Here is a 24,450-nt window from a genome sequence, read left to right on the forward strand (position 1 = left end):
AAAATTTCCTATAGTTTTTTAATTTTTGCTATTTCATCTCTTAAACGTGCGGCTTCTTCAAACTCAAGATTTTTAGCCGCATCTTTCATTTTAAGTGAAAGCTCTTTGATTATTGCTTTTCTCTCTGATGCCGGCATTTTATCCAGTTTTTTATTCTTTTGGTAAATGCCGCCGTGATCTTCAAGTTTTAAGCTCTCATCCAAAGCACGAATAGTAGTTTTTGGAGTTATACCGTGCTCTTTGTTAAAAGCATCTTGAATCTCACGTCTGTGTTTAGTCGTACCCATAGCTCTCTGCATAGAACCTGTTATTTTATTTGCATATAAAATTACACGACCGTTTGCATTTCTTGCACCACGACCGATAGTTTGTATAAGTGCAGTCTCACTTCTCAAAAAACCTTCTTTATCTGCATCTAGGATACCTACTAAACTAACTTCAGGTAAATCAAGCCCTTCACGAAGCAGGTTAATCCCTATCAATACATCAAATTCGCCAAGGCGAAGCGAGCGAATGATTTGATTACGCTCAATAGTATCAATATCAGAGTGCATATATTGTACTTTGATGCCCAAATCTGCAAGGTATTTTGTAAGAGCTTCTGCCATTTTTTTTGTTAAAACGGTAATGAGTACACGCTCATTTTTAGCAGTTACTTTTTTTATCTCATCGTGAATATCTTCTACTTGGTTGTCCGAACTCTTAACTTCTATGACAGGGTCAAGCAAACCTGTAGGGCGTATTATTTGTTCAGCTTTAACAGCGGAGAGTTCTAACTCTTGTTCTGCAGGTGTAGCAGAGACAAAAAGATAATGTGGGGCTTTGTTTATGTACTCGTCTATTTTTAAAGGACGGTTGTCAAGTGCTGAGGGCAGACGAAATCCATACTCTACAAGTACCTCTTTTCTAGCCCTGTCACCTGCATACATACCGCGATACTGAGGAAGTGAAACGTGAGATTCATCAACGATAACCAAATAGTCTTTATGATGCAGTTCAAAGTAGTCAAGCAAAGTATATGGAGCCTCTCCCGGCTTTTTGTTTGTTAGAAGACGTGAGTAGTTTTCAACCCCTTTACAGCTTCCCGTAGTCTCTAGCATCTCCAAGTCAAACTCTACGCGTTGTTTAAGACGTTGATATTCAACTAGTTTATTTTCTTTTTGAAAATAATCCAATCTTTCGTCTAACTCTTCCTCTATACGCTTTATCGCAATAGCCATCTTTTCAGCCCTTACGCTAAATTGGCTGGTTGCATAGATAGTAAAGCTTTTATGTTCTTCGAGTTTTTTATTATCAATAATGTCAAAGGTATAAATAGCCTCTATCTCGTCACCAAAAAACTCTATGCGGATTGCTTCTTGTTCAAAGTATGGTGGATATACGTCTAAACTCTCACCGTTTACGCGGATATGTCCGCTGTCAAAATAAGAGTCGTTTCTAGTGTAACCCATTTCGACTAAACGAAGCAGAAGTTTTTTTTGTTCTATCTCATCTCCTACTTCTAAAGCCTGAACCATGTTTTCATACTCTTCGGGGTCACCTAAACCGTAATTTGCAGATACTGATGCAACAACGATAACGTCATCATAAGATAAAAGGTTAGCAGTAGAAGATAGCCTCATACGCTCTAACTCATCGTTTATAGCAGAGTCTTTTTCAATGAACAGGTCTTGTCTAGGTATGTAAGCTTCGGGCTGATAATAATCATAATATGAGACAAAATATTCAACATGATTATGTGGAAAAAACTGACGAAACTCCGAGTAAAGCTGAGCTGCCAGAGTCTTGTTGTGAGTCATTATGATAGTAGGGCGTTGTACCTTTTCTATAACACGAGCCATAGTATGTGTTTTTCCGCTTCCGGTTACACCCTCAAGTGTCTGGTATCTGTTTCCATCGAGTATAGATTTACTAAGTTTCTCTATGGCTTGTGGTTGGTCGCCTGCTGGTTGATAAGGTGATTCTACTTTAAATAATGCTTCTTTTTTCATTGGTGAAATTATAGCTAAATTGGTATTTTCTATCTTCCGATAGCCAACATATACAAGATATTGTTTTTAGTTTCTAAAAACTCTTTTGTCTCATCATCATAGTATGCACCGATACCACTGCATCCAATACCTTGCAAATCAGATTTTATGTAAATTATCTGAGCTAAAAAACCGCTCAGTATATTAACTTTGTGATATTTTTTTACCTCATTTGATGTAAAGAAAAAAGTCACTCCGCTTTGTCCGCCTAAGTTTTGCTCCAAAGCCAAATATCTTGACTTACTTCTAAAGTCACCCTTTTTGATTAGTTCATCGTTTTTATATAAACCGCACTCCATGTTTTCTACCAGATGCAAAGTATAAAATATATCTATATTGTTTTTATTTGCAAAAGAGCAAATATATTTCATGATAAATTCAAACTCATCTCTTTTCATACTATACTGTCTAAATGCTCGTATAGAACGCCTGTTTAAAATAGCCATTTTTAGTTGTTCTTTTGGTATGTTTTCAAAAAAATCAGGCATATTAGCTGTTACATCTTCATAATTTGCCGTTTGTTTATATGCATCTTCAATAAAACTATTTGTTTCAAGATAGTCGCATCCGCTTACAAATGGTAGAGATTGTCTTAGTTTTGATACATCTTTATCTTGTGCAAATGAGCTTTTTATAGCACAGGTAAACATCTCATCATTTCTAAATCCAAATACCGAGTTCAAAGATAATTTGTCAAAATCAAAGATTACTTCATTATCTCTTTGCATAACCGATAATGCTGCATAAATTGAGCCTAATTGATGCCCTGAATCTAAGAGTATGTAACGTATGCTTCTATCTCTGTACTTCCACGAACTTCTAAAATATACGCTTGATATTAAAAAGACTAAACCTTTTTCCTGTTTTTTATTTTTAAAGTAATATTCTACACCATCCTCGTCTATCTCTTGTAAAAGTGTTAAGCTTTCACTGTATGGCTCATAGTGGTAGATGCCATCAAGTAAACCTTTTATACCCCTTATCTGTATATAAACTTCACACGGATATAAACCTCCTGCACTAGGTACACTTCTTAGATGATAAACTCCGTTTGGATACTTTTTCTCAAATGTTATACCGCCGATAAGGTTTAAGTTCTTTAACTCATCATAATTCTCTATTTTAAAACGCTGATTAAAATGTGGGTATATTTTATGGTTTTTCGGTTGTGAGAGCCAATCTAAAAAGTGTGAATTTTTTCTTACACTCATGTAAGAATGTTTTGTTTGTTGATGAAATATCGGCATCTGTTTATCCATGTATATTACTATTTTATTTTAATAATTTTACTTTTGCATACTTTGGTATCGATTAATGAAATTTATTATATTTAGTGATTTATATATATGTAATATATCTCGGATATAATATAAGCATAATAACTTAGGATTTTATATCAAGGAGGTTATTATGAAACTATCTCAAAAAACAATAGATACAGTAAAAAGAATAGCCAATCCCGTAAGTGTTAATGCTGAATCCATAGCAAAAAGAATGTATGAAATTCTTTTTGAAAAACATCCGGAAATGGAAAAGTTGTTTGATGAAGCAGGAGCTAACCATCATAAAAAGTTAGCACTTGCAGTTATAGCTTTTGTTGATTATATCGATGACTTAGACGTATTGGAAAATACACTTGAAAAAATAGCCGTAGAACACGTAAAGAAAAATATAAAACCGGAACATTATCCTTTGATTGAAAAATCTATACTAAAAGCAATCAAAGATGTCTTAGGAGATGTGGCTACAAATGAAGTAATAGATGCTTGGAGAGAAGCTTTTTCTTTTTATCTCAAGTATTAATAGAGAAAGAGAAAAAGCTATATAAAGCTTGGTATTTATAAAAATTTATTAATATACATCATCCATATCGAAATCATTATCCGGTTCTATATTCGGTATTGAAGATAATGAATCAGGATTAATCTCCGCAGATTTTAAATCATAATCTTTTTGCATATAGAAAGTTTGCTCTTTTGCATATTTTTTTTCTTTTTCTATAGCCTTTTGGATATGCTTATCAGTTCTTTTTTCCTGTTTATTGGTATTTGAAGAAGAAAATAACACGGTATTGAATAAAATAGTAAAAATTAAAAATTTTTTCATAATATATCCTTTTTAAAAAACTTATAATTAATATAATATCAAATAATACATTAATTAGATATTTAATTTTTTATCTACTTATAACTTTGTTAATAAAAATAAAATGTGTTAAAATTGCAGTATTAAACGTGTGGATGGATATTTATGGAAAGTCAAACCAATCTTGAAAAACTAAATGTTAGAGTTTCTGAGATTCTACAACAATATCATTCTTTAAAATCTGAAAATGAGATGTTAAGAAGTGAATTGGTATCTCTCAAAGCAGAGCAAGAATTAAAAGATCAAGAGATTGAAAAACTGGTTCAGCAAAATGTGGAAAAAGATATGGAAATAGATGAAATAGCAAATAAGATAGAAAGCATTTTAGGATAATGAGTCAAAAAATAGCTTTACATATCGGCGGGCGTAGATTTGATGTGGATGTTGATGATGATTTTGCAGATTTTTTAACAAAACAAATAGCCAAAGACTTTAACGCAGACGGAAATAATGACATAAAAGTTCTACTTCAAGCATATATTAGAAAAAATTACGATTTGTATATTCAAGATAATAAAATGAAAGAAATGATTCAGGAGTGCGATAATTTATATTGATATAAGGTAAAAATGATATAATTTCGCCCTACAAATAATGAATGCGTCCATAGCTCAGCTGGATAGAGCACTGGTTTGCGGTACCAGCGGTCGGGAGTTCGAATCTCTCTGGGCGTACCATTCGACTTTAAACTTTCCAAAAAACTAAACTTTTTCTAAAACTTTATATCCAGTTTAATAATATACTTTCTTTTTATTCTTATAATTGCTAAAATTTGTTAAATATCAACAAAGGAGATTATTATGAATTTATTTTCAAAGTTAGAACTCGGAAAACTAACCCTAAAAAATAGAATTATAATGGCACCTATGACTCGATGTAGAGCAGTTGAAGATAATTGTGCAAATGATTTAATGGCAGAATATTACTCCCAAAGAGCATCAGCTGGGCTTATAATCACTGAAGCTACTCAAATCTCTAAAATGGGTATCGGTTATCTTTGTACACCGGGTATATATACCAATAAGCAGGTTGAAGCTTGGAAAAAAGTAACTAAGGCAGTTCACGCAAAAGGTAGTTTTATCTTTTTACAACTGTGGCATGTCGGAAGAGTATCTCATTCGTCTTTTTTAAACGGTAATCTTCCCGTAGCACCGTCTGCTATAAAAGTAGAAGGTGAACATTTTACACCTGAGGGGATGCAGCCCTTTGAGACGCCAAAAGAGTTGAGTACGTCAGAGATAAACGAAATAGTGTCAGATTATGCAAATGCCGCAAAAAATGCAATTGAAGCAGGTTTTGACGGAGTAGAAATTCATGGTGCAAACGGTTATTTGATAGACCAGTTTATCAAAGACGGCTCAAACAAGCGTAATGATGAGTATGGCGGGGCGATTGAAAACAGAGCCAGATTTTTATTTGAAGTTGTAGAAGCAGTGACAGATGCTATAGGAAGTGAAAAAACAGCTCTTAGACTCTCACCAAGCGGTACATTTAACTCTATGAGCGATGCAAACCCTACAGAGGATTTTACATATATATGTTCTAAGTTATCAAAGTATAATTTAGCATATTTACATGTCATAGATGCATTAGAAGGCGATGTCAGACACGGAGCAAAGGTTGTCGAGTTAAAAACTCTACGGGATGCATATGATGGGGTTTTTATTGTAAACGGTGAGTATGATAAAAAAAGAGGAAATGAAGTTATTCAAAATAAGTCTGCAGATGCCGTAGCTTACGCTTCTTTATTCTTGGCAAATCCCGATTTACCAAAAAGATTTGAGTTGGATGCATCTCTAAATACTCCTGAACAAAGTACATTTTATACACAAGATGAAAAGGGTTATACGGATTACAAAACTTTATAAAATAAGTGAAATACAATTAAGAAAAGTTTTAGCTACAAATAGTAATTTTAGGAGTATAATTTCTGTGCGAATTGGAAAGTTTTAACTTTGTACATCGATACAGCTTGGCGTTTGTATCGATGTACAAAGTTAAAACTTTCCAATTCGCACAGAAATTATACTCCTAAAATTACTATTTGTAGCTAAAACTTTTCTTAATTGTATTTCACTTATTTTATAAAGTTTTGTAATCCGTATAACCCTTTTCATCTTGTGTATAAAATGTACTTTGTTCAGGAGTATTTAGAGATGCATCCAACTCAAATCTTTTTGGTAAATCGGGATTTGCCAAGAATAAAGAAGCGTAAGCTACGGCATCTGCAGACTTATTTTGAATAACTTCATTTCCTCTTTTTTTATCATACTCACCGTTTACAATAAAAACCCCATCATATGCATCCCGTAGAGTTTTTAACTCGACAACCTTTGCTCCGTGTCTGACATCGCCTTCTAATGCATCTATGACATGTAAATATGCTAAATTATACTTTGATAACTTAGAACATATATATGTAAAATCCTCTGTAGGGTTTGCATCGCTCATAGAGTTAAATGTACCGCTTGGTGAGAGTCTAAGAGCTGTTTTTTCACTTCCTATAGCATCTGTCACTGCTTCTACAACTTCAAATAAAAATCTGGCTCTGTTTTCAATCGCCCCGCCATACTCATCATTACGCTTGTTTGAGCCGTCTTTGATAAACTGGTCTATCAAATAACCGTTTGCACCATGAATTTCTACTCCGTCAAAACCTGCTTCAATTGCATTTTTTGCGGCATTTGCATAATCTGACACTATTTCGTTTATCTCTGACGTACTCAACTCTTTTGGCGTCTCAAAGGGCTGCATCCCCTCAGGTGTAAAATGTTCACCTTCTACTTTTATAGCAGACGGTGCTACGGGAAGATTACCGTTTAAAAAAGACGAATGAGATACTCTTCCGACATGCCACAGTTGTAAAAAGATAAAACTACCTTTTGCGTGAACTGCCTTAGTTACTTTTTTCCAAGCTTCAACCTGCTTATTGGTATATATACCCGGTGTACAAAGATAACCGATACCCATTTTAGAGATTTGAGTAGCTTCAGTGATTATAAGCCCAGCTGATGCTCTTTGGGAGTAATATTCTGCCATTAAATCATTTGCACAATTATCTTCAACTGCTCTACATCGAGTCATAGGTGCCATTATAATTCTATTTTTAGGGTTAGTTTTCCGAGTTCTAACTTTGAAAATAAATTCATAATAATCTCCTTTGTTGATATTTAACAAATTTTAGCAATTATAAGAATAAAAAGAAAGTATATTATTAAACTGGATATAAAGTTTTAGAAAAAGTTTAGTTTTTTGGAAAGTTTAAAGTCGAATGGTACGCCCAGAGAGATTCGAACTCCCGACCGCTGGTACCGCAAACCAGTGCTCTATCCAGCTGAGCTATGGACGCATTCATTATTTGTAGGGCGAAATTATATCATTTTTACCTTATATCAATATAAATTATCGCACTCCTGAATCATTTCTTTCATTTTATTATCTTGAATATACAAATCGTAATTTTTTCTAATATATGCTTGAAGTAGAACTTTTATGTCATTATTTCCGTCTGCGTTAAGTCTTTGGCTATTTGTTTTGTTAAAAAATCTGCAAAATCATCATCAACATCCACATCAAATCTACGCCCGCCGATATGTAAAGCTATTTTTTGACTCATTATCCTAAAATGCTTTCTATCTTATTTGCTATTTCATCTATTTCCATATCTTTTTCCACATTTTGCTGAACCAGTTTTTCAATCTCTTGATCTTTTAATTCTTGCTCTGCTTTGAGAGATACCAATTCACTTCTTAACATCTCATTTTCAGATTTTAAAGAATGATATTGTTGTAGAATCTCAGAAACTCTAACATTTAGTTTTTCAAGATTGGTTTGACTTTCCATAAATATCCATCCACACGTTTAATACTGCAATTTTAACACATTTTATTTTTATTAACAAAGTTATAAGTAGATAAAAAATTAAATATCTAATTAATGTATTATTTGATATTATATTAATTATAAGTTTTTTAAAAAGGATATATTATGAAAAAATTTTTAATTTTTTACTATTTTATTCAATACCGTGTTATTTTCTTCTTCAAATACCAATAAACAGGAAAAAAGAACTGATAAGCATATCCAAAAGGCTATAGAAAAAGAAAAAAAATATGCAAAAGAGCAAACTTTCTATATGCAAAAAGATTATGATTTAAAATCTGCGGAGATTAATCCTGATTCATTATCTTCAATACCGAATATAGAACCGGATAATGATTTCGATATGGATGATGTATATTAATAAATTTTTATAAATACCAAGCTTTATACTTTTTCTCTTTCTCTATTAATACTTGAGATAAAAAAGAAAAAGCTTCTCTCCAAGCATCTATTACTTCATTTGTAGCCACATCTCCTAAGACATCTTTGATTGCTTTTAGTATAGATTTTTCAATCAAAGGATAATGTTCCGGTTTTATATTTTTCTTTACGTGTTCTACGGCTATTTTTTCAAGTGTATTTTCCAATACGTCTAAGTCATCGATATAATCAACAAAAGCTATAACTGCAAGTGCTAACTTTTTATGATGGTTAGCTCCTGCTTCATCAAACAACTTTTCCATTTCCGGATGTTTTTCAAAAAGAATTTCATACATTCTTTTTGCTATGGATTCAGCATTAACACTTACGGGATTGGCTATTCTTTTTACTGTATCTATTGTTTTTTGAGATAGTTTCATAATAACCTCCTTGATATAAAATCCTAAGTTATTATGCTTATATTATATCCGAGATATATTACATATATATAAATCACTAAATATAATAAATTTCATTAATCGATACCAAAGTATGCAAAAGTAAAATTATTAAAATAAAATAGTAATATACATGGATAAACAGATGCCGATATTTCATCAACAAACAAAACATTCTTACATGAGTGTAAGAAAAAATTCACACTTTTTAGATTGGCTCTCACAACCGAAAAACCATAAAATATACCCACATTTTAATCAGCGTTTTAAAATAGAGAATTATGATGAGTTAAAGAACTTAAACCTTATCGGCGGTATAACATTTGAGAAAAAGTATCCAAACGGAGTTTATCATCTAAGAAGTGTACCTAGTGCAGGAGGTTTATATCCGTGTGAAGTTTATATACAGATAAGGGGTATAAAAGGTTTACTTGATGGCATCTACCACTATGAGCCATACAGTGAAAGCTTAACACTTTTACAAGAGATAGACGAGGATGGTGTAGAATATTACTTTAAAAATAAAAAACAGGAAAAAGGTTTAGTCTTTTTAATATCAAGCGTATATTTTAGAAGTTCGTGGAAGTACAGAGATAGAAGCATACGTTACATACTCTTAGATTCAGGGCATCAATTAGGCTCAATTTATGCAGCATTATCGGTTATGCAAAGAGATAATGAAGTAATCTTTGATTTTGACAAATTATCTTTGAACTCGGTATTTGGATTTAGAAATGATGAGATGTTTACCTGTGCTATAAAAAGCTCATTTGCACAAGATAAAGATGTATCAAAACTAAGACAATCTCTACCATTTGTAAGCGGATGCGACTATCTTGAAACAAATAGTTTTATTGAAGATGCATATAAACAAACGGCAAATTATGAAGATGTAACAGCTAATATGCCTGATTTTTTTGAAAACATACCAAAAGAACAACTAAAAATGGCTATTTTAAACAGGCGTTCTATACGAGCATTTAGACAGTATAGTATGAAAAGAGATGAGTTTGAATTTATCATGAAATATATTTGCTCTTTTGCAAATAAAAACAATATAGATATATTTTATACTTTGCATCTGGTAGAAAACATGGAGTGCGGTTTATATAAAAACGATGAACTAATCAAAAAGGGTGACTTTAGAAGTAAGTCAAGATATTTGGCTTTGGAGCAAAACTTAGGCGGACAAAGCGGAGTGACTTTTTTCTTTACATCAAATGAGGTAAAAAAATATCACAAAGTTAATATACTGAGCGGTTTTTTAGCTCAGATAATTTACATAAAATCTGATTTGCAAGGTATTGGATGCAGTGGTATCGGTGCATACTATGATGATGAGACAAAAGAGTTTTTAGAAACTAAAAACAATATCTTGTATATGTTGGCTATCGGAAGATAGAAAATACCAATTTAGCTATAATTTCACCAATGAAAAAAGAAGCATTATTTAAAGTAGAATCACCTTATCAACCAGCAGGCGACCAACCACAAGCCATAGAGAAACTTAGTAAATCTATACTCGATGGAAACAGATACCAGACACTTGAGGGTGTAACCGGAAGCGGAAAAACACATACTATGGCTCGTGTTATAGAAAAGGTACAACGCCCTACTATCATAATGACTCACAACAAGACTCTGGCAGCTCAGCTTTACTCGGAGTTTCGTCAGTTTTTTCCACATAATCATGTTGAATATTTTGTCTCATATTATGATTATTATCAGCCCGAAGCTTACATACCTAGACAAGACCTGTTCATTGAAAAAGACTCTGCTATAAACGATGAGTTAGAGCGTATGAGGCTATCTTCTACTGCTAACCTTTTATCTTATGATGACGTTATCGTTGTTGCATCAGTATCTGCAAATTACGGTTTAGGTGACCCCGAAGAGTATGAAAACATGGTTCAGGCTTTAGAAGTAGGAGATGAGATAGAACAAAAAAAACTTCTGCTTCGTTTAGTCGAAATGGGTTACACTAGAAACGACTCTTATTTTGACAGCGGACATATCCGCGTAAACGGTGAGAGTTTAGACGTATATCCACCATACTTTGAACAAGAAGCAATCCGCATAGAGTTTTTTGGTGACGAGATAGAGGCTATTTATACCTTTGACATTATTGATAATAAAAAACTCGAAGAACATAAAAGCTTTACTATCTATGCAACCAGCCAATTTAGCGTAAGGGCTGAAAAGATGGCTATTGCGATAAAGCGTATAGAGGAAGAGTTAGACGAAAGATTGGATTATTTTCAAAAAGAAAATAAACTAGTTGAATATCAACGTCTTAAACAACGCGTAGAGTTTGACTTGGAGATGCTAGAGACTACGGGAAGCTGTAAAGGGGTTGAAAACTACTCACGTCTTCTAACAAACAAAAAGCCGGGAGAGGCTCCATATACTTTGCTTGACTACTTTGAACTGCATCATAAAGACTATTTGGTTATCGTTGATGAATCTCACGTTTCACTTCCTCAGTATCGCGGTATGTATGCAGGTGACAGGGCTAGAAAAGAGGTACTTGTAGAGTATGGATTTCGTCTGCCCTCAGCACTTGACAACCGTCCTTTAAAAATAGACGAGTACATAAACAAAGCCCCACATTATCTTTTTGTCTCTGCTACACCTGCAGAACAAGAGTTAGAACTCTCCGCTGTTAAAGCTGAACAAATAATACGCCCTACAGGTTTGCTTGACCCTGTCATAGAAGTTAAGAGTTCGGACAACCAAGTAGAAGATATTCACGATGAGATAAAAAAAGTAACTGCTAAAAATGAGCGTGTACTCATTACCGTTTTAACAAAAAAAATGGCAGAAGCTCTTACAAAATACCTTGCAGATTTGGGCATCAAAGTACAATATATGCACTCTGATATTGATACTATTGAGCGTAATCAAATCATTCGCTCGCTTCGCCTTGGCGAATTTGATGTATTGATAGGGATTAACCTGCTTCGTGAAGGGCTTGATTTACCTGAAGTTAGTTTAGTAGGTATCCTAGATGCAGATAAAGAAGGTTTTTTGAGAAGTGAGACTGCACTTATACAAACTATCGGTCGTGGTGCAAGAAATGCAAACGGTCGTGTAATTTTATATGCAAATAAAATAACAGGTTCTATGCAGAGAGCTATGGGTACGACTAAACACAGACGTGAGATTCAAGATGCTTTTAACAAAGAGCACGGTATAACTCCAAAAACTACTATTCGTGCTTTGGATGAGAGCTTAAAACTTGAAGATCACGGCGGCATTTACCAAAAGAATAAAAAACTGGATAAAATGCCGGCATCAGAGAGAAAAGCAATAATCAAAGAGCTTTCACTTAAAATGAAAGATGCGGCTAAAAATCTTGAGTTTGAAGAAGCCGCACGTTTAAGAGATGAAATAGCAAAAATTAAAAAACTATAGGAAATTTTTTTGGAAGATACATTTAGTAATTTAGCAACATACGGATATATAGGGCTTTTTTTATACTCCCTTGGTGGTGGTTTTGTAGCACTACTTGGCGCAGGAGTACTCTCTTATATGGGAAAAATGGATTTAACAACCTCGCTGTTTATAGCATTTATAGCAAATGCTCTTGGAGATGTTATGCTTTTTTATATGGCAAGATACCAAAAATCTATGATGATGGATGGACTTCGCAAACACAGACGTAAATTAGCACTCTCACATGCATTGATGAAAAAATACGGTTCTTGGATTATTTTATTTCAAAAATTTGTATATGGTATAAAGACACTTATCCCTATTGCTATAGGACTTACGAAATACGATTTTAAAAAGTTTGCAATACTTAACTTTTTCTCTGCAGGAGTTTGGGCTTTAGTAGTTGGACTAGGTGCTTACTATTCAGGTGCACCTCTTATAAAACTAGCTGAACTCATAGGTGAAAAACCTTGGATAGCACCACTTCTTCTTGTAACGTTTGGCGGACTTTTATGGCTGTATATGGAAAAAGCTACTAAGAAAAAAGTAAAAAAATAGAGTAGTTGTGAAGATAAAGCAACGCAGAAAATGCGCTGCTGTTTAAAAATTTAAGAACCTATTATTGGTCCATATGGGGAATAATCTTCATTCCCATCTTTGTAACGTTTATAGTTTTCAACAAACATCTCAGCTAATTCGTCACGAGTTCTGTCAAACTCATCTTTATCAGCCCATGCATTACGTGGATTTAGAATATCAGGATTAATATCTCCTAAAGTTTTTGGAACTTGTAGGCGGAAAGTTTTAGTAGTATCAAATTCACTTTCATTGATACTTCCGTCTAATATAGCATTAATACAAGCACGAGTATCTTTGATGCTCATTCTATGTCCAACACCGTATTTACCACCGGTCCAACCAGTGTTTACAAGATATACGTTTACATTATGTTTATCGATTTTTTCACCAAGAAGTTTTGCGTAAACAGTTGGATGAAGAGGTAAAAAAGCCTCCCCGAAACAAGCGGAGAAAGTTGCAACAGGCTCAGTAATACCACGCTCCGTTCCTGCAACTTTAGCGGTATATCCGCTTAAGAAGTAGTACATTGCCTGATCACGAGTTAGTTTTGATACCGGAGGCAATACACCAAACGCATCCGCAGTTAAAAATATAATGTTTTGAGGATGCCCCGCCATTAAATCAGGTTTATGATTTACAATATGTTCTATCGGGTAAGATACACGTGTATTTTCAGTTTTAGTTGAGTCTTCATAATCCACTTCACCTTCACCGTACATTACAACGTTTTCTAATAATGCGTTAGTTTTAATAGCTCCATAGATTTCAGGCTCACTTTTCTCATCAAGGTTAATAACTTTAGCATAGCATCCGCCTTCAAAGTTAAATACACCGTGATTATCCCAACCATGCTCATCATCACCGATTAGAGCACGTTTTGGGTCAGTACTAAGAGTAGTTTTTCCTGTACCGCTCAAACCAAAGAAAAGTGCTGTATCTCCCTCAGCTCCAACATTTGCAGAACAGTGCATCGGTAGTTTTCCTTCTAATGGCAACCAGTAGTTCATCATAGAAAAAATTCCTTTTTTCATCTCACCACCGTACCAAGTACCGCCGATAATTGCCATATTTCTCTCAACATCAAAAAGAACAAAAACTTCAGAATTCATTCCGTGTTCTTCCCACTTCTCATTTACCGCTTTACATGCATTTAAAACAACAAAATCTTCTTTAAATACTTCAAGTTCTGCAGAACTTGGACGAATAAACATATTTTTTACAAAGTGAGATTGCCAAGCGATTTCAGATATAAAACGAACTGAGCGTTTAGATGCAGCAGATGAACCGCAAAATACATCAGTAACATATAAATTTTTTCCGGATAATTGTTTCTGCGCTACTTCTAATAATTCATCAAATATTTCAGCAGAAACTTTTTGGTTTACATCACCCCAAGCTATGTATTTATTAGACGGGTCACGTTCTACAAAATATTTATCTTTTGGGCTACGTCCTGTAAAGATTCCCGTATCAACAGCAGTCGCACCTTTTTTAGTGACTGCACACTCTTTATTGTTTACTTCATGTTCGATAAGTTCATCATAACTTAGGTTATGAAAGACTTCACCGACATTTTTTAAACCAATATTTTCTAATTCTGCAACATTCATAATTTACCTTTTGGTATTTTAGATTTGAAATTATCACTAATTTTACCTAAATTAAAAGTAAAGAAAATCAAATATTTGCAGAAGTAAATTTTAAGGGATTTTTGTGTATTATTTCTAACTTTTTTGCTCGGTTAACTCAGTGGTAGAGTGCCACCTTGACATGGTGGTGGTCACTGGTTCAAATCCAGTATCGAGCACCACTCATAAAAAATTAATCCATCTGATATTTAAATATTATACTCATATAACCCATAGTAATATCATCAAATGTATACTTAACACCACTTAATGTATGTTCTGAATCTAATAAGTTAATAAACCTTGCGCCAAGTTCAAAATCAAAATTTTCATTCATATGTATATTAAAGCCTAAATCTCCACCTGTATAATTAGTTGCATAATCACGTTGATTTAAGGTAGCATCATCAAATCTTAAGCTTATACGTCCTGCACTTGCACCTATAAAAAAGTTTGCAGATGTTGAAAAATTAAATAAATATTGAAGTTCAGCTCCATACATATAAAAATAATCATAATTGTAATTATCATCATCTATAAATCCATTTCTAAAAGATACAAACATTCTTACATTACGAGTTTGTGCACCTATCTTTAATCCAACAGTTCCAAAATCATCTTTTGTAACAAGATTACTAGGATTTTTTACTTCCATAGAAGTAAATCCGCCTTCAATAGCAACTAAAGAGCTTGAATCATATGTATAATCATTTGAACCTGCATAAGATGCACTGGCTGCAAATAAAACTGCAACTAATAATTTTTTTAATCTATCTGTCATAAAACCTTCCTATATTCTAAATTTTAAATTTACTTAATGTACTACCTAATTATAATTAATATTCTTAGCACAAATCATACCACTGCCAAAAGCCCATTGAAAATTATATCCGCCAAGCTCGCCTGTAACATCGACCACTTCACCGATAAAATAAAGTTTTTTAACTTTTTTTGACTCAAAAGTAACAAAATTTAATTCATTACTAATTATACCACCTTTGGAAACCTCTGCTTTAGAAAAACCAAAATTTCCTGCAGGTGCGAAAGAGTAGTTATGCAATCTTAATAGTTTTTCTTTAGTTTTGGCATCTACTTTTTTACACTCTGTATCTTTTACATATATTGCTTCTAAAAGGGCTTTAGATAGTCTTTTAGGCAATGGTATAACGGAAGATATAAGTTTTTTGCTGCCCTTAATCAAATCCGGTATATTTTCATTTGGTAAAAAGTCTATAGAGATATCTCCTTTTCTCCAGTATAAAGATGCAGACAAGACAGCAGGTCCACTTATTCCCTTATGGGCAAAAAGCATCTCTTCTTTTATAACTCTGTCATTTACCTTTATATTTACGTAGCATGAAAGCCCGCTAAGCTCTTTCATCCAAAACTGCTCTTTTTGCACTGTAAGTCCTGCAAGAGCGGGAGTGAAATTTTTTACTTCTATATCAAAACTTTTAGCTATTTGAAGTCCGATATCGCTTGCACCTATATTTTTAAAACTCTCACCACCAGTTGCTACAACAAGAGAATTGGTTTTAAAAACACCCTTGTCTGTATTTATTTCAAATATTTCATCACTCTTTTTTACATCTAAAACTTTAGTGTTTAGATGCACCTTTGCAAAAGATGATTTTTTCTTTAGAACATTTATAATATCGTCTGAAGACTTTTTACAAAAATAATATCTGTTTTTTCTGAGTTCAAGCTCTATTTTATTATTACTCAAGAACTGCAACATATCATCCCTGTCAAACCTCTCAAGTACACTTTTAACCAAATCTGCATCGCCGTCAAAATTTCGTACATCCACATACTTGTTGGTTATATTGCACTTTCCACCGCCGGATATTTTCAATTTTTTGGCTAATTTATCATTTGCATCTATTATTGCAACATTTAATGATTTGTTTAAATGTGCCGCACACATAAGGGAACTTGCACCGCCGCCTAAAATAACTATGTCATATATTTTCATATTGCAATTATAGTATAATGTCAAAAAAATTATAAGTAGTGATAATGGGCAATAAACTCCACGTAGTCTCTTTAGGCTGTAATAAAAATCTTGTTGACACGGAAGTTATGATGGGAAGATTAAAAAACTTTTCTTTAACTGATGACAATGCAGATGCAGATGTAATAATAGTAAATACTTGTGGCTTTATAGATGCAGCAAAAGAGGAGTCCGTAAATACAATTTTAAACCTTCACGATGCAAGAAAAGAAGACAGCATTTTGGTTGTTGCAGGATGTTTAAGTGAACGTTACCGTGAAGAACTGGCAGAAGAGATGCCAGAAGTCGATATATTTACGGGAGTTGGAGATTATGAGAGGATTGATGAGCTTTTAGCTGCAAAAGAGAGCAGATTCAGCGATGAAGTTTATCTGATTGACGGAGCTGAACGTGTAGTAACCGGTTCAACTTACCATGCATATATAAAGCTATCCGAAGGGTGTAATCAGGCTTGTAGTTTTTGTGCCATACCTTCATTTAAAGGTAAACTAAACTCTCGTTCACTTGATTCTATTGCCAAAGAAGTCGAGTCTCTTGTCAAACAGGGATACTATGATTTTTCTTTTATCTCTCAAGACTCTTCATCTTACCTGCGTGATCAGAATATTCAAGACGGGCTTTCACTGTTAATTCAAAGAATAGAGCTGATAGAGGGCGTAAAAAGTGCAAGAATTTTATACCTATATCCATCGACTACAACTATAAAACTACTTCAAAATATTGGTAGGTCAAAAATTTTCCATAACTATTTTGACATGCCGATACAGCATATAAATGATGATATGCTTCGCATCATGAAACGTGGTTTTGGAAAAGATAAGACCATTGAACTGCTTGATTATATGAAATCACTTCCAAACTCGTTTATCCGCACAAGTTTTATAGTAGGGCATCCCGGTGAAACAAGTGAGATGTTTGAAGAGATGAAAGAGTTTGCAGAAAACTTCGGTTTTGATAGAATAAATATATTTGAATACTCTGATGAAGAAACGACTTTCGCATACGATATGAAAGATAAAAAAATAGATAAAGAGATTATCCATGATAGAGCAGAGATCTTAGCCGAAGTAAAAGCAGAAGTTTTACAAAAATCTCTTATGGCAGAAATCGGCAAGGAAGTAGAGTTAGTGATTGACGGAGAGAGTGATGAACATGAGTTTTTACTCTCTGCAAAAGAGCTTATCTGGGCACCTGATATTGACGGTGAGATATATGTAAACGATAGAACCGACGATGAAGCTGAGCTTGAATTTGGAAAAGTTTATAAAGCCAAAATCACTTCTGTTGTAGGAGATATCCTCACTGCTACGGTTGATAATTCAAAATAGGTTCATTAATGCTAAAAAGTGACGTTTTAGAACATCTAAAATCCTCTAAAAACCTTTTAGCATTTTCCGCAGGAGTTGACTCAAGCGCACTTCTTTGTTTACTTTTAGATGCAAATATAAAGTTTGATATAGCTATCGTAGATTACGGCTTAAGAGTACAAAGTAAAGATGAAGTAGCTTATGCTAAAGAGCTTGCAGATAAATATAATATTAAATGTTTTATTCACAAAGCTGAAAAAATAGATACGAACTTTGAAGCATCTGCAAGGAAGATTCGTTACGATTTTTTTGAGAGTCTGATACAAGATAATGGCTATGACAATCTTCTTACGGCTCATCATTTAGGCGATAGATTTGAGTGGATGCTTATGCAGTTTTGCAAGGGTGCAGGCTGTGCAGAACTAAGTGGCATGAAGAGTGTTCAAAATAAGAAAAACTATAAGCTTATCCGTCCACTTTTGCATTTAGACAAAAGTGAGCTTTTAGAGTATCTAAAAAATAATAAGATTAAATATTTTGAGGACAAAAGTAACTTCGATGAGAGTTATACAAGAAACAGTTTCAGACATGGATATACAAATCCTTTAATTTCAGAGCATCTAGATGGAATCAAAAAAGTTTTGAATATATAGATGCCGATATAGATGCACTTATTATAGAAACCGATTTAAATGTAAAAAATGATTTTGCCTATTTTATATCTACAAAAAACAAGCGCTCAGATATATATGCAATTGATAAGTATTTAAAATCACAAAACTATATGTTAAGTGCGAATGAGAGAGAGCTTTTAAAGACAAATAATACTTTAGTAGTCGGAAGAAAATTTGTAGTTAATTTTCACAAAGAGTATATATTTATAGCACCATATATAGATAAAGATACAAAAATGTCAAAAGAGTTTAAAGAAAGAATGAGAAAACTTAAAATAGAGCCAAAACTAAGAGCTTATTTCTATAATCACTTAGAAGTATTTGAATCTTTAGAGTTAGAATAAACTTTCATCTGAAAAGATGAGTTTATAACCTCCCCTTCACGCTTAAAGTCTATTGGAAAATTAACCGCTACAATCCAATCACTTTTATTTACCTCATCCAAAAACTTATAAAATGTTGCAGGCGAGCTTATTTTTGAACTTGTTTTAACGTTATATACGCTGAAACCGTCTTCTTTTTCTAAATTTTGAGCTTTTGTTAATTCAAGCGTGTTAAATAATGCTTTATATTTCTTTATAAACCTGTCTTGATCAAAGACTGTATCAAATGCCGTTATTATATGTCTGTTATCAGCCTGCAGTATTTTTAGTTCTTCAAAAGTTTGTGCTTCAAAATCTTGATATCTTTTTAAATCTCCTGTACTCTTTACCAAGCTGAACCCGTTGTATTCTATACTTTTTCCCCTCAGGTATCAAAGCTAAAAAAGAAAATAATAAAACAAATACTAAAAGTATTATCGATAATATTAAAATATATATACTCTGTCTCGAGATATTATTCATCTTTTTTCTCCGAATCCGATTCTACACTAGATTCACTTAACTCATCTTCATTCATATAGTTTGTTGAAACAAATCTAAGCCAACCGCCTTCAGTCGGATAAAAACTACTATATGTTTCATGAAATATTGAACGCAAAGGTGCATGAAGCATAAAGTTATATACATCCTTATTTGGTGTAATACCGTAAAGAACTAAACCGTTTTTTAAAAGCTTAGCTTGTGAAAGCGTTATTCTTTGCGGTACTAGATCAAACAGGTTTTTAATAGAGTCTTTTAAAACAGAATTTTGTGTAAATATTTTTGCGGATGTTATATTTTGCTGTTCGATATAAGCTATTTTTGATTCCATATCTTTGATGTTTTTTTGCAGATTTGTTTTTTCCATAGCAATATTTTGCTTATCTTCTAAAAATTTCATATCTTTATATAGAAGAAAAATATATGTACCTAAAAGCATAAAAAGACTAATGGAAAAAAATGCAAACAAAAGTTTCATCTCAGCCGTCAGCAAAGATTTTTTACGAGGTTTTATATAAGAATATCTCATTTCTTCTCCGCCTTGGCAAGTTCACTTAATTCCTGTGCTATATCCATTTTTCTGATAAATACACTTAAAAACATCTCTTCTTCCAAAAACTTTTTAAATTCATTACTGAGACCGATTCCATCGGCTACATAAACACTTTGTATAAACTTACTCTCAAACTTTGAATCTTTATAAAAAGTATTAACGGCACTTTGGATAAGTGAAAACCTATGATAATCTTCGCCAAAACTATTTTGCTCTACAGAGTCTTCCATTTGCTTATCACTCATTGACAGATGTTCCTCATGTTCATCCGAAGCATCAAAGTCATCCATATCGTCAAATGTTTCTAAATCATCCAATTCATCTATTTCATCCAAACCTTCTATATCGTCAACATCTATATCTTCTAAATCGACACTATTATTTTTTATATCATCTAGTATCAGTTCTTCATCATCATCAACATCCATTATAAGTTCATCATTGGAATCATCATCTTTTTGCATATCCAACAAAGATGCAAATAAAAGTTTTGAACTCTCAAACACACTTAATGCCATATAGTCTTCATTTACCAAAATAAAGAGTGATATTTCACCTTTTGTTTTATCGGCAAAAAATTTATGAAGCATATGAAACGGCGAAAAAATAAAATCTAAGCCTGTTTTTTTATATCTTCCCTGAATATCCAATAAATCTAATTTCGATGTATAATAAGACCATTTATCATCTACACATATTTGTTCAAATTCTTCTAAAGTACAATACTTTTTTATTTCATGATGCGAACAGGTAGGAGCTGCACCTTGGGTGAGTGATGGGTCTAAAATAGATACATAATTTATGGGAGAACGACTTATGAAAGTTTTTATATATTCATATATTTCACTTTTATTTGAAGTATTAAATATCTCTTCATAATTATTGCTTAGACCTTTATAATCTATCTCCTCTACGTAAATACAAGTATCTTTGGAGCTTTGCACTATATTTATATATATATTATTATAAAGATAAGTTTTGAATTTACTCAGCACTATTTACTCCGCAAAGAGGATGTGAATTATTATAGTTTTGTTTTTTAAGAGCCGAACCTAATTTTGTATAAATCTGAGTAGTTGCCATAGATGAATGACCTAGAAGTTCACTTACATCAGCTATAGGAGCATTGGCATTTAATAATTCCGTAGCATAAGAATGGCGCAACTGATGCGGGCTTACCTTCAAATTTATCCTTTTAAAAACTTTAGCAATAATATATCTTAGTGAGTTTTGGCTTAAAGCTTCATCATTTTTCTCAAAAAGAAACACTTTAGGATTATTATTTTGTATATAAGAATCAATATCGTCTTTTATATTTTTCAAAATAGGTATATCCCTTTGCTTAGAACCTTTACCCAACACTCTTACCCAACCCTCGCTTATATCTTCTAGTTTTAATTTTTCTAGCTCAGATATACGAAGACCTAAGGTGTAAAGAAGACTTACTACCAAACTCTCTTGTTCATCAGCAAAAGAAAGTGCCTCAACTATGTGTTTGTGAGAGATAGGCTTTGGTAAAGTTTTTGCAACTTTAACACTACTGTCTGATTTTAAAACAATTTTCATTCCTTTTTCATTTAGATACTCGCTAAATGAACGTATAGCCGATAATTTTTTTGATATTGTTTTTGAATTTAATTCTGATATTTTTAATCTGAAGGGCATCAAGTCAAAGATAATTTCACCGTTTTCTTCTAAAATTTCTATATACGACAATGCTTCTCTTATTGCATCATTATAAGTTTTAATACTAAGATCGGAATAACCGCGAATATTTTCCAAATATTCACAGAAATCTTTGCGTTTTTTATCTATTAACTTTTTCAAGTAACTGCTCAAATCCGGCATGATAATATGCTGCGTTTTCTACTAGTTCTTTATCTGTGATGACACTTGGGGCAAGCTTAACATATGCACTGTTCATAATCTCACATATTAGTCTGATTTTAGCTTTATCGGCTTCTTTGATATCATCTTTACTAACAATCTCATCAATCTGCTTCATATACTCTTTTGCGTCTTTGATATAATTTACATACTTTAATGATGTTTTAGACTGTGCCATAATAGTAGCTGCCATACGATTGTACAAATCTAATTCAAAAGCTTCTTTAGCATCTGCATAAGCTTCGTCATAATCACCCATTTCATAGTAATACTTAGCTTGTAGTGATTTTTGATATGAAGGATTAAAATAAAAATATAAAGCCATAAACAACACTGTAAACAATGAAAATAAAATTATTACAAGCTTAGTGTTCATGACTTAGTAATCCTTCTTTTATAAGTTTTCTTGCCTCTTCAAATTCTAACTCGCTTACATCTATCGGCTCAGATATAAAATAGTTTAACTCTCCAAAAGGTTTTGGAACTATAAACTTATCCCAAGATTTTAATTGCCAATACTTACTCGGTTTAATTTCAACAAGTACTATTTTTTTCTTGGTTTTTTGTGCTATTGCTATTATACCATCATGTACTTGATGTCTAGGACCTTTTGGACCATCTGGTGTAATTCCTATGTCGGAACCGCTCTTTATCTCTTTTATAGCTTGGATTAAAGCTTTTGCACCACCGCGTGTTGTAGAACCTCGAATCGTCCCAAAACCAAAAAAACCGAGTGTCTTTGCTATTAGTTCACCGTCAAAATGTTCAGATATAAAAAGTTTGACACTCGGTATTTCTTTATAACGCAGATAAGCATACGGAATCATCAACAACTCCCCGTGCCAACATGCCATAATAAAACTCTCATCCGTAAGAGTATCAGGTGCATGAAACTTTTTTTTATTGGTAAAATATAAAAACCTTATTATTAAAGATCCGATAAACGGTATAATTAAAAGGGCAAGTGACCTTTTTTGTTGCTTAGTTAACAATTTCACCGCTTAAAATACTCCTACCTATTGAAGTAACTTTAACCTTTCTAAATTTACCTAAAAGTTCTTCACTTCCTTTAGCTTTTATTACCAGATTATTATCACTTCTACCGCTTACATAACCATCGGCATTTAAATCTTCAAAATATACTTCATAAATATTTCCAAGCTTAGAAGCCATCTTTTCATCCAGATGCTTGGTATATAAGTCTTGTAAAAATGTAAGCCTCTGTGAAGCGATCTCAGGATTAACTACATTTGTAAAATGCTCAGCTTCCGTTTCCGGACGGGCTGAATATTTAAAAGAAAATATCTGATCAAACTTTACTTTATCCATAACATCTATAGTATCGTTAAAATCTTCATCGCTCTCACCCGGAAATGCCACGATTATATCGGTGGAGATGCTGACATCAGGTACCATTGAACGAAGTTTTTCTACACGGTTTAGAAACCACTCTTTAGAGTAACCGCGTTTCATATCTTTTAGTACTTTTGTACTTCCGCTTTGAAGCGGCATATGCATAGATTTACATATTTTTGGATTTTTTGCAAACTCTTCAATAAACTCATCATCCATATGAAACGGATGCGGAGATGTAAAACGGATACGTTTTAATCCTTCTATTTTTGAGAGTTCCTGTAAAAGATTAGTAAAGTTGACTTTGTCATGTTTACCGCTAAAACGGCGACCGTAGTTATTTACATTTTGACCAAGTAAAAATATCTCTTTTGCTCCACTGTTAACTGCACGGTTTGCCTCATCAACAATCAGGTTTAAAGGGATACTAATCTCTTCACCGCGTGTTTTAGGAACGATACAGTATGTACACTGTTTATCACAACCAATAGAGATATTTATATAGGCTTTATAAAGGGATGTTCTAAAATCTTTAAAAGCAAATTCGCTCTCATCATAATTTATATCGACTTCTACTGCTTTTGGCTTATGTAAAACTTCTGTTATCTTACTTACATTTCTAGCCCCTAGGACAAAATCTACATAAGGTGCACGTTTAATAATATCTTTTCCCAAGTGAGATGCCGTACAACCGCATACACCTATCTTAGCATTTTCTTTTTTCTTTTTGTTAAAAATGCCGAGTTCCGAAAAAAGCTTTGAGACCGGTTTTTCTCTAACCGAACAGGTATTAATAAGAATTAAATCTGCTTCTTTAAAGTCACCTGTTTGTGAAAAATTTTCTTTTTCATTTAACTCTGCCAACATATGTTCGGTATCACGCTCATTCATAGCGCAACCTAAAGTCTCAATAAATACCTTTTTACTCAATTAATACTCTCTTAGTCTATAATATGAACTTGGTACATATATTCGTTATCTGATAAACCGAATTTAACTTCATTCATATAAAAACCTTTACCTTTTTCTTCAAAATAATCTTGAAGTTCAAGCAAATCTTTATGAGAATTTTCTCTGTCAAAATAAAAAATTACACTACCGTTTTTTTCTACACTCTCTTCTATTTTTTTTATATCTGCTTTTTTAGGTTTTGCATCTAACTCTGTTCTTGCAAATTTTAAATCCATATCTATATCCTTATGATTCTTTATATTGCTTGCATTATAGTAAAAAAGTGTTAAAAAACCTATTAAAGATGATTTTTAACACTTTTTTGATATAA

At 32.9% G+C, this 24,450-nt stretch carries 28 protein-coding genes and 3 tRNA genes; 12 read left to right on the plus strand and 19 right to left on the minus strand.

The window, feature by feature from the left end; genetic code table 11:
- Window positions 1-8 precede the first annotated feature (8 nt).
- Entirely contained in the window at window positions 9-1,991 is a 1,983-nt protein-coding gene (gene uvrB, locus FJR48_RS11975; protein WP_152307899.1) for an excinuclease ABC subunit UvrB, read from the minus strand.
- Between the two features lie 29 nt (window positions 1,992-2,020).
- A complete protein-coding gene (locus tag FJR48_RS11980; RefSeq protein WP_188108572.1) occupies window positions 2,021-3,277 on the minus strand; it encodes a SagB family peptide dehydrogenase in 1,257 nt (418 codons plus the stop codon).
- 163 nt (window positions 3,278-3,440) lie between these two features.
- On the opposite strand from FJR48_RS11980, the gene FJR48_RS11985 reads away from it, so the two are divergent.
- Window positions 3,441-3,833 (plus strand): globin domain-containing protein, encoded by a 393-nt coding sequence (locus FJR48_RS11985; RefSeq protein WP_241856227.1) that lies wholly within the window; start codon window positions 3,441-3,443, stop codon window positions 3,831-3,833.
- A gap of 48 nt (window positions 3,834-3,881) precedes the next feature.
- On the opposite strand, the gene FJR48_RS11990 is transcribed toward FJR48_RS11985, so the two are convergent.
- Window positions 3,882-4,136, minus strand: coding sequence for a hypothetical protein (locus FJR48_RS11990; RefSeq protein ID WP_241856055.1), 255 nt, complete (start codon window positions 4,134-4,136; stop codon window positions 3,882-3,884).
- A gap of 144 nt (window positions 4,137-4,280) precedes the next feature.
- Here FJR48_RS11990 and FJR48_RS11995 point away from each other — a divergent pair, with 144 nt between their 5' ends.
- The 4 genes from FJR48_RS11995 (at window position 4,281) to FJR48_RS12010 (ending at window position 6,043) form a co-directional block, all read left to right on the plus strand.
- The gene (locus FJR48_RS11995) at window positions 4,281-4,508 is read left to right on the plus strand and encodes a hypothetical protein (RefSeq protein WP_152307895.1); all 228 of its coding nucleotides are present in this window, start codon (window positions 4,281-4,283) and stop codon (window positions 4,506-4,508) included.
- Window positions 4,508-4,732 (plus strand): hypothetical protein, encoded by a 225-nt coding sequence (locus FJR48_RS12000; RefSeq protein ID WP_152307894.1) that lies wholly within the window; start codon window positions 4,508-4,510, stop codon window positions 4,730-4,732. The genes FJR48_RS11995 and FJR48_RS12000 overlap by 1 nt, the downstream gene beginning before the upstream one ends.
- A gap of 43 nt (window positions 4,733-4,775) precedes the next feature.
- Window positions 4,776-4,852 (plus strand) — tRNA-Arg (locus FJR48_RS12005).
- Window positions 4,853-4,975: 123 nt separating this feature from the next.
- Window positions 4,976-6,043, plus strand: a complete 1,068-nt coding sequence (locus FJR48_RS12010) for an alkene reductase (protein ID WP_152307893.1) — start codon at window positions 4,976-4,978, stop codon at window positions 6,041-6,043.
- 214 nt (window positions 6,044-6,257) lie between these two features.
- On the opposite strand, the gene FJR48_RS12015 is transcribed toward FJR48_RS12010, so the two are convergent.
- The 5 genes from FJR48_RS12015 to FJR48_RS12040 form a co-directional block, all read right to left on the minus strand.
- On the minus strand, window positions 6,258-7,268 hold the full coding sequence (locus FJR48_RS12015; protein WP_347402098.1) for an alkene reductase: 1,011 nt from the start codon (window positions 7,266-7,268) through the stop codon (window positions 6,258-6,260).
- Window positions 7,269-7,447: 179 nt separating this feature from the next.
- Window positions 7,448-7,524 (minus strand) — tRNA-Arg (locus tag FJR48_RS12020).
- A 141-nt stretch (window positions 7,525-7,665) separates the two neighbouring features.
- Window positions 7,666-7,791, minus strand: a complete 126-nt coding sequence (locus FJR48_RS12500) for a hypothetical protein (RefSeq protein WP_277872390.1) — start codon at window positions 7,789-7,791, stop codon at window positions 7,666-7,668.
- Complete coding sequence (locus tag FJR48_RS12030) at window positions 7,791-8,018, minus strand: hypothetical protein (RefSeq protein WP_152307895.1); 228 nt, start codon at window positions 8,016-8,018, stop codon at window positions 7,791-7,793. The genes FJR48_RS12500 and FJR48_RS12030 overlap by 1 nt, the downstream gene beginning before the upstream one ends.
- Window positions 8,019-8,425: 407 nt before the next feature.
- A complete protein-coding gene (locus FJR48_RS12040) occupies window positions 8,426-8,857 on the minus strand; it encodes a globin domain-containing protein (RefSeq protein ID WP_152308461.1) in 432 nt (143 codons plus the stop codon).
- Window positions 8,858-9,020: 163 nt separating this feature from the next.
- On the opposite strand from FJR48_RS12040, the gene FJR48_RS12045 reads away from it, so the two are divergent.
- From FJR48_RS12045 to FJR48_RS12055, 3 genes are read left to right on the plus strand one after another with little or no spacing between them, the layout of a single operon-like run.
- Complete coding sequence (locus FJR48_RS12045) at window positions 9,021-10,277, plus strand: SagB family peptide dehydrogenase (protein WP_188108572.1); 1,257 nt, start codon at window positions 9,021-9,023, stop codon at window positions 10,275-10,277.
- A 29-nt stretch (window positions 10,278-10,306) separates the two neighbouring features.
- Window positions 10,307-12,289 carry an excinuclease ABC subunit UvrB gene (uvrB, locus tag FJR48_RS12050; protein ID WP_152307899.1) on the plus strand — a complete coding sequence of 661 codons (1,983 nt, stop codon included), beginning with the start codon at window positions 10,307-10,309 and terminating at the stop codon, window positions 12,287-12,289.
- 9 nt (window positions 12,290-12,298) lie between these two features.
- On the plus strand, window positions 12,299-12,868 hold the full coding sequence (locus FJR48_RS12055) for a DedA family protein (RefSeq protein ID WP_152307900.1): 570 nt from the start codon (window positions 12,299-12,301) through the stop codon (window positions 12,866-12,868).
- Window positions 12,869-12,918: 50 nt separating this feature from the next.
- On the opposite strand, the gene pckA is transcribed toward FJR48_RS12055, so the two are convergent.
- Window positions 12,919-14,499: a phosphoenolpyruvate carboxykinase (ATP) gene (pckA, locus tag FJR48_RS12060; protein ID WP_152308459.1), complete on the minus strand. Its 1,581-nt coding sequence runs from the start codon at window positions 14,497-14,499 to the stop codon at window positions 12,919-12,921.
- A 125-nt stretch (window positions 14,500-14,624) separates the two neighbouring features.
- On the opposite strand from pckA, the gene FJR48_RS12065 reads away from it, so the two are divergent.
- Window positions 14,625-14,699: transfer RNA gene (locus FJR48_RS12065), tRNA-Val, on the plus strand.
- A gap of 11 nt (window positions 14,700-14,710) precedes the next feature.
- Here FJR48_RS12065 and FJR48_RS12070 read toward each other — a convergent pair.
- Window positions 14,711-15,298 (minus strand): outer membrane beta-barrel protein, encoded by a 588-nt coding sequence (locus tag FJR48_RS12070; RefSeq protein WP_152307901.1) that lies wholly within the window; start codon window positions 15,296-15,298, stop codon window positions 14,711-14,713.
- A gap of 45 nt (window positions 15,299-15,343) precedes the next feature.
- A complete protein-coding gene (locus tag FJR48_RS12075; protein ID WP_152307902.1) occupies window positions 15,344-16,492 on the minus strand; it encodes a BaiN/RdsA family NAD(P)/FAD-dependent oxidoreductase in 1,149 nt (382 codons plus the stop codon).
- 44 nt (window positions 16,493-16,536) lie between these two features.
- Between FJR48_RS12075 and rimO the strand changes: the two genes are divergently transcribed.
- The 3 genes from rimO (at window position 16,537) to FJR48_RS12390 (ending at window position 18,856) form a co-directional block, all read left to right on the plus strand.
- The gene (rimO, locus tag FJR48_RS12080; RefSeq protein ID WP_152307903.1) at window positions 16,537-17,859 is read left to right on the plus strand and encodes a 30S ribosomal protein S12 methylthiotransferase RimO; all 1,323 of its coding nucleotides are present in this window, start codon (window positions 16,537-16,539) and stop codon (window positions 17,857-17,859) included.
- Window positions 17,860-17,867: 8 nt separating this feature from the next.
- On the plus strand, window positions 17,868-18,491 hold the full coding sequence (gene tilS / locus FJR48_RS12385; RefSeq protein WP_241856215.1) for a tRNA lysidine(34) synthetase TilS: 624 nt from the start codon (window positions 17,868-17,870) through the stop codon (window positions 18,489-18,491).
- A gap of 131 nt (window positions 18,492-18,622) precedes the next feature.
- On the plus strand, window positions 18,623-18,856 hold the full coding sequence (locus tag FJR48_RS12390) for a hypothetical protein (protein ID WP_241856217.1): 234 nt from the start codon (window positions 18,623-18,625) through the stop codon (window positions 18,854-18,856).
- On the opposite strand, the gene FJR48_RS12090 is transcribed toward FJR48_RS12390, so the two are convergent.
- The 8 genes from FJR48_RS12090 to FJR48_RS12125 all read right to left on the minus strand — a co-directional run bounded on the left by FJR48_RS12090 (window position 18,820) and on the right by FJR48_RS12125 (window position 24,355).
- Window positions 18,820-19,227 carry a hypothetical protein gene (locus FJR48_RS12090; RefSeq protein ID WP_241856219.1) on the minus strand — a complete coding sequence of 136 codons (408 nt, stop codon included), beginning with the start codon at window positions 19,225-19,227 and terminating at the stop codon, window positions 18,820-18,822. The two genes, FJR48_RS12390 and FJR48_RS12090, sit on opposite strands and share 37 nt — an antisense overlap.
- Window positions 19,228-19,349: 122 nt before the next feature.
- Window positions 19,350-19,904, minus strand: coding sequence for a hypothetical protein (locus FJR48_RS12095; protein WP_152307906.1), 555 nt, complete (start codon window positions 19,902-19,904; stop codon window positions 19,350-19,352).
- Entirely contained in the window at window positions 19,901-20,923 is a 1,023-nt protein-coding gene (locus tag FJR48_RS12100) for a hypothetical protein (protein WP_152307907.1), read from the minus strand. The genes FJR48_RS12095 and FJR48_RS12100 overlap by 4 nt, the downstream gene beginning before the upstream one ends.
- The gene (locus FJR48_RS12105; RefSeq protein ID WP_152307908.1) at window positions 20,913-21,755 is read right to left on the minus strand and encodes a tyrosine-type recombinase/integrase; all 843 of its coding nucleotides are present in this window, start codon (window positions 21,753-21,755) and stop codon (window positions 20,913-20,915) included. The genes FJR48_RS12100 and FJR48_RS12105 overlap by 11 nt, the downstream gene beginning before the upstream one ends.
- The gene (locus FJR48_RS12110) at window positions 21,736-22,191 is read right to left on the minus strand and encodes a hypothetical protein (protein WP_241856056.1); all 456 of its coding nucleotides are present in this window, start codon (window positions 22,189-22,191) and stop codon (window positions 21,736-21,738) included. The genes FJR48_RS12105 and FJR48_RS12110 overlap by 20 nt, the downstream gene beginning before the upstream one ends.
- Window positions 22,181-22,813, minus strand: coding sequence for a lysophospholipid acyltransferase family protein (locus tag FJR48_RS12115; RefSeq protein WP_241856057.1), 633 nt, complete (start codon window positions 22,811-22,813; stop codon window positions 22,181-22,183). Before FJR48_RS12115 ends, FJR48_RS12110 begins: the two co-directional genes overlap by 11 nt.
- Window positions 22,797-24,098, minus strand: coding sequence for a tRNA (N6-isopentenyl adenosine(37)-C2)-methylthiotransferase MiaB (miaB, locus tag FJR48_RS12120; protein WP_152307909.1), 1,302 nt, complete (start codon window positions 24,096-24,098; stop codon window positions 22,797-22,799). The genes FJR48_RS12115 and miaB overlap by 17 nt, the downstream gene beginning before the upstream one ends.
- Before the next feature lie 11 nt (window positions 24,099-24,109).
- Window positions 24,110-24,355: an HP0268 family nuclease gene (locus tag FJR48_RS12125; protein ID WP_152307910.1), complete on the minus strand. Its 246-nt coding sequence runs from the start codon at window positions 24,353-24,355 to the stop codon at window positions 24,110-24,112.
- Window positions 24,356-24,450: the final 95 nt, after the last annotated feature.

The organism is Sulfurimonas lithotrophica (assembly GCF_009258225.1).
GTDB classification, from domain to species: domain Bacteria; phylum Campylobacterota; class Campylobacteria; order Campylobacterales; family Sulfurimonadaceae; genus Sulfurimonas; species Sulfurimonas lithotrophica.